This window comes from Pseudarthrobacter sp. NIBRBAC000502770, assembly GCF_006517815.1.
GTDB classification, from domain to species: Bacteria; Actinomycetota; Actinomycetes; order Actinomycetales; family Micrococcaceae; genus Arthrobacter; species Arthrobacter niigatensis.
In genome coordinates this window covers 1,284,823-1,297,626 of sequence record NZ_CP041198.1, presented here as the reverse complement: position 1 = coordinate 1,297,626, position 12,804 = coordinate 1,284,823, and the positions used below count along the sequence as shown (strand labels likewise).

Below are 12,804 nucleotides of genomic sequence, written 5' to 3'. Positions count from 1 at the left end.
CATCCCGTCCTGTGCGAACGCCGGAGAGGACAGGATCGGGGGGAACGCGGTGCGTAGCCATTGATCTGCAGCTGCCAGGCCTCCGGGGGTGCCGTCGGAACAGGGCTTGTCGTGGCCGTCGTGGCAGACATTGGGCGAGATGTACGCCAGGTTCGGGGTCGCGGCCACGGAACCGAGGTCCCTGGATAGCTGGTTGTAGTCGACGTCGTTCCCGGCGCAGCTCGTGGAGTCGATGATGGAGCGGAAGTAGACGACGGGGTTGCGCCGCGTCGCGTACTGGTCCTGCGGGGTCTTATGTGAACTGTCTTCAGCGCCGGGGGCCGGGTGCAGGCAGGCGACGGCATGTCTTCCATGTAGCCCTTCCATGTCTCCCGGCAACCGTTAGTTGGCCCGCGAGGGTCGGGACACCGGACCGATACACGCACCCGTCGCCCGTCAGGCGTCCCTTGCTGTCGGTGCCTGTGGTGACGAACGCGCTGAAGGCGTGGCAAATCAAGGGCCGTGCTGTCGTTGGGTGGCTGCCCGGAGATCTGGGCCAGATAATTAGGCAAGGAGTCATGGGCGATGCCGTAATACTGGGTCAGCAACACTCCTTGGGGCCGCAGCGTGCCCGAGAGATACGGGGCCGCCGATTCAGTCCCAAACACCCGGTCGTATCCCTGGTTTTCGAGGTTCAGTGTGGGGCATCGTGCTGGGCGCCGCCGGCTTCGTGGTGGGCGCAGCAACTCTGGGGCTCGTCCTCGCCGGACGCCGTACCCGCAGCGACGCCAAATAACGTTAACCCCGAAGGGCTGCGGCGGCCCGTCCCGCCGCAGCCCGGGCCTCACTGAAAGGACCCTCATGAAGACACAGCGTCACGGTCCCACAGGCCGGCTGTCACGGACACTGCTCCCATTGGTAACCCCTGCGTTACTGATGGCACCCACCGCGGCAGCGCAAGCACACGATGCCCTGGAGTCCAGCGACCCAGCCAATGGCTCCACCGTCAGCACCGTTCCGGCCAAGGTCGGATTGACGTTCGACCACACACCCATTGCCATCAATTCGATCGTCCGCGTGCAGGATGCCACCGGCACCGATCAAGCCGACAGGCCCGTCACCATCATCGACAACCACGTCACCCAAGCCATCAAACCAGACGCTCCGAACGGCAAATACACCGTGGTCTGGCGGGTCGTTTCCTCCGACGGCCACCCCATCGAAGGCACCTTCACCTTCACCGCCGGCACAACCAATACAAACGCACCGACGCAGGCACCATCCGCCGCGGCAACCGAAGGCCCCAGTTTCCAAACAAGGCTGATCACGGCGGTGGCCACTGCGATTGTCCTGCTCATCGCGTTCGGTGTCCTTGCCCTTTTCGTCAGGCGCCGATTGCGAAGCCCCGAAACCGAGAACTAAGCCAGGCAGGCCGTCCAGGCACCCGGGCGAGCTTGAACCACTACCTCGAAAGGGTCCGCGTCCGAGTCCGCGGGCTATCCAGCGCTGCCACTGGCCAGGGCGCTACCCAACGGTTCCGGTTCGGAACCGTGGATGACCCGAATTTACCCCAACGGTGGACCGCTCACAGTCACCGTGCTGGGCAGCGAGTAACTGTCGGTCGGGGCGTGGGCAGGTGGAGGAAATCTCTCTTATCGGCGTTTGAAACCGTCCGGGCAGCACGGCAGGTATTGTGTTCAGTGGCGGCAAACACCGCAGGATTGACCCGCAACGGGGAAAGCCGCCTGATTCGCGAGACTGTCGGTGTTGCTTATGGGGTGTGTGTGGCAGGGCGCAGCGGCCGTCGATGCCGGTGATGTCCCGGGACGGACGTGCCATCGATGTCTCATCCCGCCCGTTTGCCCGGTTGCCCCGCAGGGAGCCGGGATACCAGCACGGTGTTCCAGACGGGCGCGCACATCATGAGAGCAGCGGTGACGACCAGGACGGACGCGGTGACATCGCTGATGTAATGCACGCCTAGGTACACCCTGGAGAACGCGACCACGACGACGAACACTGCACCGGCTCCCAGGCTTGCCAGCTGTGCCTTCCTGCTCCGGGCTAAGACCAGCACGACTGCCACGACAAAGGCCGCTGCGAAAGCGGTATGACCCGAGGGATAGCTGTTGTATCCGGTCTCGGCTATGACCGGATGAAGCGATGCAGCCGATGGCCGTGGCCGTGCCACAAGCATTTTGGCAAGCGTCGCCGCCAGCCAGCCTGAGCCGACGATGAGGGCGAAGGCCAGGGCCTGGGCCGGCTTCTTTCTGATCCAGAGCAGATAGGCGCAGATAATGACCACCAGGGCGGATGCCCCAACGGGGCCGAACGCGTAGTGGATACCTTCGCTCAGAATCACCAGCGCAGGCACCCGGGAGTCGGCCAGGGCAACGTCGACGGCTATTTCCGGATTTCGCTGCCCCAGCAGCGTTAGAGCGCTCCCGACCCAAAGAGTGGCCGCATACAGCCACACGCCCGCCGCTGACCACCACCAGGAACGCATGACAGGAAGCAAAATCCGCTCCTCCATGTGGGCCGCTCCTGACTCCCAATGCACCCGCCCAGGCTTTGCGCCCCACTTTCACACCAGCTTGGACCCGGGCGCTGGGAATGAACTGGGAGAAAACAGATTAGCGAGTGTGGTCAGTCAGAGGCCGTCCTTCGCGTGTGCTCACGCTGCGGCAAGTTTTTTCGCATCAGCTTCGGGCGGTCGCTGACTTTCGTCCCGCCCTACCGTCCGGGATCGTACGGGTCCGCTTGGATCCCTCCCGCGTTCCCGGGAGTATGCGTCGGGCTGCAAGAACGAAAACCTCATCACAGTAGAGCCAATGACGAGAATGAGAATGGCCACGATGACCAGCTTGGCGATCAGGATGGTAAAGGCGCGGATTCTTGATGAGTCCAACATGAGCTCCAAGACTGCGCGGACCAGAGCAAGCAGGTTTGCGCGGCCTACTCGACGCAAAGTGACTTGTCTCTCCGCGGAGGAGGCCTGCTCCCTTCCGGACGTCGGTGAGGTTGCCATGACTGAACTAAAGGGCGCTGAATTCGTGGTGAACTCCCAGACGTTACCCGGGCCGTTACCGGGGTGGATGTGCGATAGTACCGAAACCGGCAAGTCCTGTAACCCAGCCATCAGGAGCGCCACATGGACACAACACGCCTGCTGCATGCACCACAACGATCGTGGAGGCTGCCCCGGCGGCAGCTGCCGGCAGTGTTCATTGTGCTGGCCCTGCTGACGGCCGTCGCTGCCGGGTGCGCGCCATCTGCACCGGGCCCGACAGCACAGGCCGGCACGCCAGGACACGTCTTCGTGATCAACCTGGAGAACAAGGGGTACGACGAGGTGTGGGGCAGCAAGTCCCCTGCACCCTACCTGTCCACAACACTGAGGCAGCAGGGCGTCCTGCTGAGCAACTACTACGGCATCGCGCACAACTCGCTGCCGAACTATCTGGCCCAAGTCTCAGGCCAGCCACCCAACAGCAGCACGGAAAAAGACTGCCCAACCTACACCCGGTTCAGGTCATCCGGCACAGACTCGCAGGGGAGGTTGCTGGGCACCGGCTGTGTCTACCCCGACAACGTTCAAACCATTGCCAGCCAACTCAGGGACGCTGGCAAAACCTGGAAAGCGTATATGGAAGACATGTCCACCCCATGCCAGCACCCGACCCTGGACAGCGCGGACGAAAACGCAAAAGCCACCGCCAGGAACCAATATGCGACCCGCCATGATCCGTTCGTCTACTTCCAATCGGTAACCTCAACGCCTGCCTGCCAGACCAACGTCGTCAACCTCTCCGCCCTCCAGCAGGACCTGAAGTCCGCCGGAACCACCCCCAACCTTTCCTACATCTCCCCTAATCTTTGCCACGACGGACACGACGACCCCTGCGCCGACGACACCCCCGGAGGCTTGCCAGCAGCCGACACCTGGCTGCGCGACAACATCCCCAGCATCCTGGCCTCCCCTGCATTCCAAAAGGACGGAATGCTTGTCATCACCTTCGACGAAACGGACGGGGGCACCGTCGGGCCCTCAACAGGCGTCACAGGCGGAACCGCAGGAGGCCAAGTGGGCGCGCTGGTCATTTCCCCGTTCACTCTGGCCGGCGCCACCTCGGATCACCCTTACAACCACTACAGTCTGCTCGCCAGCATTGAAGGCTTCTTCTCCCTCCCCCGCCTGGCCGGCGCGGGCGAGCCGGGAGTTGACGCCTTCGGCAAGGACGTCTACCGATCCAGAACCTAGGACGAGGGGACCGCGGCCAGTTGCGCCGATGGTCTCAAGAAGCAGCCCTGACCTTTCTCGGGCATCGGAACACTCTTGGTTCCGATGCCGGCGAAACTTGAACCCGCAACCCAGGTTGCACCCAACGCCTTTCCACGACGCGGCGGACGGTATTGCGGGTGCCACCGGTAAGGTCCCCAGCGCAGACCCGGTATGTCTCAGTGTCAGAACGGCCAGTACGCAGCCGACGCCAAATCGCACATCTTCTCCCAGCCGAAATAATGGTCGGCCACTAGTCCTCCGGGGTGAAAGGAGCACAGCAGCGTGATAGTCCCATTTCCACCCAGGCCCGGGGCCGACAAACGAAGCTCACACAGACGCGCCCCTACGGTTCGGCTGCTGCTCCTGGCTCTCGTCACGGTTTCGGCCTGCCAGCCCCAAACCGCACCGGTGCAGCCCACAGTTCCGGCCCCGACTGCCCAGACGCAGAGCCGCGAGGCGACGGCGACCCCGAGCCCCAGCCCCAGCCCCACGCTGACCCCGCAGCCGGCCAATGGTATGTGCGGGGCCCCCGGTCCGGCGCCGGCACAGTACCAGCACATTATCTGGATCACCTTTGAGAACCTGACACTGCAGCACGCCCAGCAGAAGATGCCGTACTTCAATGGCACCGTGGTGAAGAACTGTGGACTCGCTACCAACTTCACGACCGAGCTGCACCCGTCCCTGCCCAATTACATCGCCATGACCTCCGGCTCGACCCAAGGCATCACCGGGGACTCATCGGGCATGTTGAGTGCGGACAACATCTACAACCAGGTCAAGCAGTCCGGGCGGCAGTGGCGGAACTACGCCTTCGGGATGCCGTTCAACTGTGACCACAACGACAGCGCCAACAAAATCTACACGGCGCACCATGAAGCGGTGAACTACTACTCGAACATCGCCGAGGACTGCGCCCAATGGGATGTTCCGGTCGGAAGCCAGAACGTGGTCACCGATACCACGGACGTGACCAATTCACCCCTGGCCACAGCCTTGGATACCGACACCCTGCCAGCCTTTGCCACCCTAGGTCCAACCGATGACGGCGGATGCTCATCCTGCGGCGGCGAGGTTGACCCCGGGCCCGGCGACCTGTTCCTGCAGCGCTGGCTTCCAAAGATCACCAACAGCGCGGCCTACAAGGCAGGTACCGTCCTGGTCTACGTGACCTGGGATGAGCCGGAGGACTTCACCACCGTCCCTTCCCCCCAGGTCGTGGCTACAGCCGTGATCGCCCCGACCATCCCGGCCGGGACAACGTCAGATACAGCGTTCAACCACTACTCGATGCTCCGTGACACGGAGGACGTCCTGGGCATCACCAACCACCTGGGCAACGCGGCCACCGCACCGTCCATGCGGAGCGCCTTCGGCTACTAAGTAAAAACCCTTGGGGGTCCGGCCCCTCGGGGAACCGAGATGCCTATTTGAGGACGGCGCTGGACCTTCATGGAATTCTGTTTGAACTGATCCCTAGGGGCGGTGGCGTCATGGCCGCATGATTCGGGCTCGCCCGATCAATAGGCGTCATGCCCTACTACTTATATTGGCTGACCTCTGCCCCGGCGCTGCTGACGCAGGTTTCACCGCACACCCAGCCAGCTGTGGCGACAAGCAGAGATCATCAACAAGGCAGTCGAAAAGGCAAACGTCGGCCAAGCTATCAGCGTGCCACCGGCCCGCCGCGAAATGACAGTCGTGGAAGCAGCCCTGTCAACCGCATCGGATAAAGACGAAAATTCCTCCGCGCCATGGCCAATGACGACGGACCCGCTGCCGCCGGCGACGTCGACCAAGGGGCCCGCTATTCCCCAGCCCCTGGGAATAGCGAAATTGGCGCTGGTCCCCGGAGCGGGAGCCAATGTCCCCAGCAACATCTGCAGCGCATTGGCGCGCTGACCCTGACGACTAAATCCGCGCAGACGCCTCTTTGCTCCAACGTTTCCCTGATAGCTGGCCGGCTGCAGGGCGCATGGCCAAGGCCTGGAGGTTTAGGAGGGTCGGTGGTAGACGCTGGCCACCAGCGAACGTCTCCATCGAGGATCAGTGCCCTGCCAGGTAATGCCCGACGCGTCGGGACACTTGTTTTCCCGCTTCATGAGTGGCAGCCAAAATCGAGTACTCATCACTCGTGCCCGGCAATCGTATTCGGGTTTAGCATCCATTCCAATGTTCCGAAGCCTAAGAACTCGATGAGGCGACCCGAATGCTCTTAGCACCTACGCCAAAGCTCAAGGAGCTACGAATTACAGTTCCATGTGGGTATCTTCCTCGAGTGCAGGGCCTGCTTCTCTTCTTGTAAGGAAGTGCGAAATGAGCTTTGCTTATGTGTCAAAGGGACCTGTGCAGAAGGGGGTTGACTCGGCACGGACGCGATTGGTGGTTCTTCCGCAATTGCGGCATTGGTTGCAGTGGCCTGCCGTGATGGGCGCGGTGGTTCTGGCTCTTGGCTTTGGCATGAAAAGCCTTCCGGGCCTCACCTCAGCGGAATTCGCGATCGACCAGGACATGAGCACCCACCATACCGGGGCGCTGAATGCGGTGGCCCTCACTTTAGACGCGTTGTTCGGTGACCTCAGTGGCGCGATTCTGCTCATCGTGGCATGCCTGTATCTGTTGGTCATTCGCCATGCCCCCGTGAACGCAATCGCTTTCGGTGCCGTGACTGCTGTCGGCTGGCTTTCCTGCTATATCGTCAAGGCGGTTGTGGGGCGGCGAAGGCCCGACCAAACCCTTTTGGCGGACCCGCTTGTTACTGTGCCAGCCACCCACAGTTTTCCGAGCGGCCAGGTATGCCTGGCCACCGCACTGGCCTTCGCCCTTTACTACCTTGCGCGGCGAACGACTTGGCAGAGGCCAACCTTGGGTTTCGGCATTATCTTGGTCCTCGTTGTGGCTTTGTCCCGGCTCTACCTCGGGGTTCATTACCCAACCGATGTTGTCGCGTCCATTGCTACAGCCTCCGGTGCGATCCTGTTCTTCTCGGGCCTGTGGAACCGGCATACGGTAGCCATTATCAGCAGGATGGGCTTCTTGGCTCCGTTTGGGCCGCTACCCAGCCGCACCGACAAAACCCGGAACCATAAATAATCAAGTTTTCGGCAGGGCTTGCCGATCCCGCGGGCAGAGTCATTTACACCAATCCTCGCCCAGAAGCGGCGCCCTGGGCCGAGTTGCGTCAATTTACCGTCCGAGACCTCAGGCATCGATTCCGGATCTGCAGAGGAATACGCGGACGTTCTGGAACTGGAAGCATCGGTCCACGACCACCCCGCTCCCGACACAGGAGACGAGATTCTGAGGGTGACCCTGAATCAACTGCTTCCATTCCCGTGAAATGCTGCAGCATCAGGCCGACCGGAGCATGGTTCTCCAAATTCGTTGGGCATGCCTGTTTCACGTCAGGGTGGCGCTTCCGAGGCGCCACCCTGGCCGCGCTGTGGCTTAGGTCGGGTCCTCGCAGCGGTCAGGGCGAAGCTGGTCGCACGACGATGGCGGAGCCGCACTGGTTGATGACCGTGCCGGAGCCTGATGCTGCTGTCGCGGTCTTGGTGCCGGTGGCGGACGTATCGGTCAGCGGAAGGGCGTTGACTTCGATGGCCGCATTCGACTTCGCCGCGATGTTGGAGGTCGCGTCGCCCAGTTCGGTTGTCCCTGCCGGTGGCGTGAAGGACGTGGTGGCCGAGTTGGTGCCGTTCCTGACGCCGTGCGCAGTCAACAACAGCGACCCCGGCGTAACCGGCGTGTTGGATGGCGCCCGCACGCCGGGGTAGGCGAGCCCGCTGTTGGTGTCCGTGGTGGGCGTGACGTCCAGCGGCGTGGTGGTGTTGGCGCCCTGCACGGCAACCGTGGACCAGGCATACCGGGAGGCGGGCTCAGGTACGCTCGGCGCGGTGTCGCCGGCCTGCATCACCCGGTACCAGACCGCCTGGTGCGCGGAGGTGGACCCTGCACTGGTGAAGTCGCCTACCGCCCGCGTCCACCCTGCTGGGGCCGTGGTGTTCGCTGACGCGGACGCGGTGATCTGCGAGAACAGGAAGACTGTGTCGCCGGGCTGCCAGCCTGCCGGCAGGGAGGGCGTGTAGGATCCGGCGACCGTCAGTTCACCGGCTCCGGCAGTCGAGGACCGGACCGAGACGGCTGTTGCCGGGGGCGGCGGTGTTGGGGTTGGGGTCGGGGTCGGGGTCGGGGTCGGGGTAGGTGTAGGTGTAGGGGTTGGCGTTGGTATCGGTGTAACGCCGCCGCTGCCGGTGGGGTCGTAGTAGTGCCAGTACCGGCTCGTGGCGTTCACATCGGCGAGCACCAGGAGACCGCTGTTTGCTGTGCCGCGCGCCGCACTGTTGAGGTTTTGTTTTGTCGAGGTTACGTTGTGCACGTACTGGTCGGCGTCAACAATGCGGGCTGTCTTGGTGGTGGTGAAGCTGATCTTGTCCAGCGGTGTGGACTTTTCGTAGATTGCACCCCCCGTAGTGGTGCAGACGCCGGCATTGGTTGTGCCAGCCGGCTTCGGATAGGTAGCGAACGTGCGCAGCATTTGGGTGCTCTCGTCAATCATGACGATCACCCGGTTGGGGCACTCGGAGACGGTCGCGATGGTGTGCGCGGACCAGGTCGTTCCGCTTAAGGCCAGAAGCTGGATCAGCGGCTCGGACGCGGAGGTGAAGGATGTCTTGACGGCGGCGAAAACCCGGCCGCCCGAAGAGTCCAGCCATTTCAGGTTCATGTGGTCATCACCACTCCGAAGCCCGGAAACCGCTGCCACTGGAGTGCTCCAGGACGTGTTCGAGGCGCCGTCGATGTGGTAGCTCCAGTACATGCCGTCGGTGGCGTCGCCGACCTGCCGGCTCCACATGACACCGATCTTCCCGTCGAACGCAATGACGGCTGATGTGTCGTCGACGGAGACGTTGCTCATCGATGCCGGATGCTGGAAGGGGGTTCCCCACGTTTTGCCGTCCGGGGCGGTCACGTTCAGGTAAATCTGGTTTCCTTGCTGCCACGTGGCCCAGACCCGGCCCGTGGAGTCCTTATCGATGGTCAGGACCTCAACTTTGGAGTTGTTGATCTGGGTCGAGCTCAGCAGGGTGTACTTTTTGGCGCTCGAGTCATAGCTGTAGCGGCGCATCGTTGTGGGGAAGTTCGGCTCAGCGGGCAGACCGTCGTTGACGAACCGGTAGCTCGCCACGTTCAACGTGTTTCCGTCCCACAACACGTCGTGATGCGTGCTGGCCCGTGGATCCGTCACCACGCCCGTGTCCACCCAGGAACTCGTTGTCGAATTAAACCTGAAGATGTGGAACTTGGAGCTGGCGGTGTCCCACAGGTTCCCCCACCAGGTCCCGTCGTTGAACCACAAGGCACTGGTTGCACGCTTGGTGCCCGTCGGCTTCCCCGTACCGGAATGCGAAGGACCCTCAACCCCAACATCACCTGCAGCAGCCGAGGCCGCAACCGGCACCACTAAACCACCCAACAGAAGCAACAACGCTGTCAGCAGCGCAGGGAACTGCAAACTAAGCAAGCCGCGACCACCCGGATGAGCTGAATAACCAACTCCCCGCCATACGAAAAGCCAGCGGTTATTGGGACTACCCTCGTCCGTGGGACTCTGCGGATAACGCAGCATTTCTGCTCCCTGAAGTCGAATGGCCGAGCCACTCCCCCGTTGCTTCAGTGTCAGTGGTTGAAACCCCAAAAACAATCCCCGTAATCCCCCCCGTGTGGATACTGTGGATTCCCCTATAGCAATCTCCGGATCCCAGAAACAGCCGGTCCTGAGGCGTGGCCGCGCAGCGATCCCAGACTCTTGATGGGGCCAAACAGCCCATCCGCCGGGGCCACGAATAGGTTTGCCTGGCACATCATATGGCATATCCCGGGGCGCACCCCGGGGGTGAATGAGAGAAAGAAGCCAGGCATGCGCAGTGGTCCGGTACCCGCCGGAGCAGGCACACAGTCGGAACTGTCCTCCTAATGATCACGGCCATGGCAGCCGTGCTGTCGGGCTGCGACGCTGCTCCCACGGGGACCAACCCCACCACGTTAGCCAGTAAGCATGGTTTCACATCGGCCCCGTCCGAAACAGGACACTCGGCGCCCTACCAGTCACCAGCGGCCGGCACCCCGGTACGCCACCGCAGCCGGGCCAGCTCGTTGGCCACATGCCCGGCCATGCCTTCATAATCAACTTGGAGAACAAGGGCTACGACAAGTCCTGGGGCACTGACTCACCGGCCCCCTATCTTTCCCAAACTCTTCGCTCCCAAGGTGTGCTGCTGCGCGAGTACTACGGGATTGCCCACAATTCCGCTCCCAACTACCTCGCTCAGATCTCCGGCCAGAAATCCAATGCAATGACCCGGGCTGACTGCCCAACCTACGAACCCGTAACAGTTACCGGCACAGCTGCCATGGGGCAAGTGGAAGGGAACGGCTGCGTTTACCCGGCATCAGTGCCCACACTGGCCGGGCAGCTAACCTCCGCCGGCAAAACCTGGAAAGGCTATATGGAGGACATGACCAAACCGTGCGAACACCCGGAGCTCGGCGCCGAGGACGACCATCAGAAAGCCACCCCCACGGACCAGTACGCCACCCGGCACAACCCGTTCGTTTACTTCGAGTCGATCACCTCATCCCCCGACTGCGCACGCAACGTGGTCAACCTCGATCAACTGGGCGGCGACCTGAAGTTGGCCGCGAGCACACCCAACCTCTCCTACATCACCCCAAACCTGTGCAACGACGGACACGACAGTCCCTGCGCAGACGCACGACCCGGCGGACTGGAAACCACCGACGCCTGGCTGCAGCACCACGTGCCGACCATCCTGGGATCCCCTGCCTATAAGAAGGACGGCATGCTGGTCATCACCTTCGATGAATCCGAAGGACAAACAACCGGGCCCACCGGAATTGCCGGAGGAACCGACGGCGGCAAAATCGGCGCCCTGGTACTCTCCCCCTTCGCCAAGGGCGGCACCACCTCAGACGTTCCGTATAACCACTTCAGCCTGCTCGCCAGCATCGAAGACATGTTCTCCCTGACCCGCCTCGGATACGCCGGCGCGCCCGGCCTCAACACCTTCGGAACCGACGTCTTCAACGCCCTGACCTAAACCCGACAGATCTGCCCATAGCGCGACAGTACCTTGGGGGCTATCACCGTTCCTGCTGCTGAGGGAGCTTCTTTAGTGACTCCCGATCCAGGCGCAGATAACCTGAGTCGTTCGATTCCTCATCATCCAACGCCGAATTCATACCGCCGACCGCTCCGACACCCTGTTCAGCAGACACCACTCCGTCATCCCGACAAGCATCGGCAAAACGAACTCGTTCACGGTGGGGCCCATCATTGTCCCGACCCGGAATCGTGGTTCCCTTCATCGACGAATTCGGCCACCACCTATGCATTGCCGTCACCAGCGATTCGCTCGAATGTGACCCGAGGGCCCCCGGTAAGGGCGGCCATGCCGCAAGGTGCAAGCCATGGGTAAATCCTCGCCCTCACCGCCGACGAATATATGCGGCTCCCATCTCCGGACAACTGAATTAAATCCAACGGGTCGTATCCTGATCTGGAACAGGGGAACCAAAAGCTGGGAGTCATGTTTGGGGATATTCGAACCTGACACCGCCCGGCCAGGCTGACGGTTCCAATACTCGGCTCTTTGGCGTGGCCTGCTGGAAGGGGGTCGGCAACGCCCTCTTGCTGCCCCTTGTTTCGTTGGTCTGGCTGAGTTCTCGGTGAGATCCCTAGCGGACCGCAACCGCGGGGGTGTACTTTTTGGACACGGAACTCCGTCCTACGGCTCTTGGTCGGAGTTCCGCTACTCGGACCACCATCAGGGAACCGTAGGCGCGTTTGGCGGCCCTACTCGCATGAAGCGCGGCAAGAACAGGCAGTTGACGGTGGATGTGCTCCCCGCGGGCGAAGTCCGGCGTCCAAAGCAGCCCGGCAAGGGAAGGACTGACCGTGCGTGACCCGATCCTGACCCTGACCGGTGCAGCCATCGTTGCCGTAGCCATCGGACTGGCGATTGTCCTGGCCAGGGGCGGCAGCCGGGCGGGGGCAGGCCGGTCGGCAACGGAGGAGATCCGGCAAGAGCAGGCAACGGCCAGGGGGGTGGGCTACCGCTGGGGAATTGCAGGCTGCGCGGCCGCTGCCGCAGCCGGTCTTGATGTCGCGATAGTCCACGGAATCGGCACCTCGCCGACCGCGGGATCCGGCATCACCGTCGAACTCGGTTTTGCCATGATGGGCCTGGCCGTCGTGTGGTTCATCTTCCGTCACCACGTCCTCAGCTATCAGCTTCGGATTGCAGCAGCACTCTACGACACCCCGGATCCGGCTGAGCCGGAGCAGGTCAGAGCCGCCGATGCAGTCGGAAGGGTCCTGCGCCTGGTGCTCTTCCTGCCTGGACTCTTCATCGTGTTGGCCAAGTTGATCCTTCGCTATTAGGGCCGCCACCTATTGGTGCCCCGCCAGAGGGCCACCTACAAAATCCATAGGCCGCTGGAAACGTCCTGCTTGAGGCACA

General features: G+C 62.4%; 8 protein-coding genes and 1 pseudogene. 6 read left to right on the top strand and 3 right to left on the bottom strand.

Annotation, left to right across the window (positions count from 1 at the left end):
* Positions 1–30: 30 nt before the first annotated feature.
* Positions 31–366, bottom strand: a pseudogene (locus NIBR502770_RS21640) (phosphoesterase); the annotation flags it as partial.
* A gap of 474 nt (positions 367–840) precedes the next feature.
* On the opposite strand from NIBR502770_RS21640, the gene NIBR502770_RS06260 reads away from it, so the two are divergent.
* A complete protein-coding gene (locus NIBR502770_RS06260) occupies positions 841–1,401 on the top strand; it encodes a copper resistance CopC family protein (protein ID WP_141181370.1) in 561 nt (186 codons plus the stop codon).
* Between the two features lie 424 nt (positions 1,402–1,825).
* On the opposite strand, the gene NIBR502770_RS06255 is transcribed toward NIBR502770_RS06260, so the two are convergent.
* Positions 1,826–2,512 (bottom strand): phosphatase PAP2 family protein, encoded by a 687-nt coding sequence (locus tag NIBR502770_RS06255; RefSeq protein ID WP_141181369.1) that lies wholly within the window; start codon positions 2,510–2,512, stop codon positions 1,826–1,828.
* A gap of 618 nt (positions 2,513–3,130) precedes the next feature.
* On the opposite strand from NIBR502770_RS06255, the gene NIBR502770_RS06250 reads away from it, so the two are divergent.
* From NIBR502770_RS06250 to NIBR502770_RS06235, 3 genes are all read left to right on the top strand, one after another.
* Positions 3,131–4,240 carry an alkaline phosphatase family protein gene (locus NIBR502770_RS06250; RefSeq protein WP_141181368.1) on the top strand — a complete coding sequence of 370 codons (1,110 nt, stop codon included), beginning with the start codon at positions 3,131–3,133 and terminating at the stop codon, positions 4,238–4,240.
* 429 nt (positions 4,241–4,669) lie between these two features.
* Entirely contained in the window at positions 4,670–5,644 is a 975-nt protein-coding gene (locus NIBR502770_RS06245) for an alkaline phosphatase family protein (RefSeq protein WP_141181367.1), read from the top strand.
* Positions 5,645–6,577: 933 nt separating this feature from the next.
* Positions 6,578–7,354 carry a phosphatase PAP2 family protein gene (locus tag NIBR502770_RS06235; protein WP_168223126.1) on the top strand — a complete coding sequence of 259 codons (777 nt, stop codon included), beginning with the start codon at positions 6,578–6,580 and terminating at the stop codon, positions 7,352–7,354.
* Between the two features lie 376 nt (positions 7,355–7,730).
* On the opposite strand, the gene NIBR502770_RS21455 is transcribed toward NIBR502770_RS06235, so the two are convergent.
* Positions 7,731–9,620, bottom strand: coding sequence for a hypothetical protein (locus tag NIBR502770_RS21455; RefSeq protein WP_246857417.1), 1,890 nt, complete (start codon positions 9,618–9,620; stop codon positions 7,731–7,733).
* Between the two features lie 832 nt (positions 9,621–10,452).
* On the opposite strand from NIBR502770_RS21455, the gene NIBR502770_RS06225 reads away from it, so the two are divergent.
* Together NIBR502770_RS06225 and NIBR502770_RS06220 are read left to right on the top strand one after the other, a co-directional pair.
* A complete protein-coding gene (locus tag NIBR502770_RS06225; protein WP_246857416.1) occupies positions 10,453–11,382 on the top strand; it encodes an alkaline phosphatase family protein in 930 nt (309 codons plus the stop codon).
* Positions 11,383–12,239: 857 nt separating this feature from the next.
* On the top strand, positions 12,240–12,725 hold the full coding sequence (locus tag NIBR502770_RS06220) for a hypothetical protein (RefSeq protein WP_141181364.1): 486 nt from the start codon (positions 12,240–12,242) through the stop codon (positions 12,723–12,725).
* Positions 12,726–12,804: the final 79 nt, after the last annotated feature.

Bases quoted from the DNA above. Each gene is read 5' to 3' on its own strand.
- NIBR502770_RS06260 (WP_141181370.1), top strand. From the start codon at position 841: ATGAAGACACAGCGTCACGGTCCCACAGGCCGGCTGTCACGGACACTG.
- NIBR502770_RS06255 (WP_141181369.1), bottom strand. From the start codon at position 2,512: ATGGAGGAGCGGATTTTGCTTCCTGTCATGCGTTCCTGGTGGTGGTCA.
- NIBR502770_RS06250 (WP_141181368.1), top strand. From the start codon at position 3,131: ATGGACACAACACGCCTGCTGCATGCACCACAACGATCGTGGAGGCTG.
- NIBR502770_RS06235 (WP_168223126.1), top strand. From the start codon at position 6,578: ATGAGCTTTGCTTATGTGTCAAAGGGACCTGTGCAGAAGGGGGTTGAC.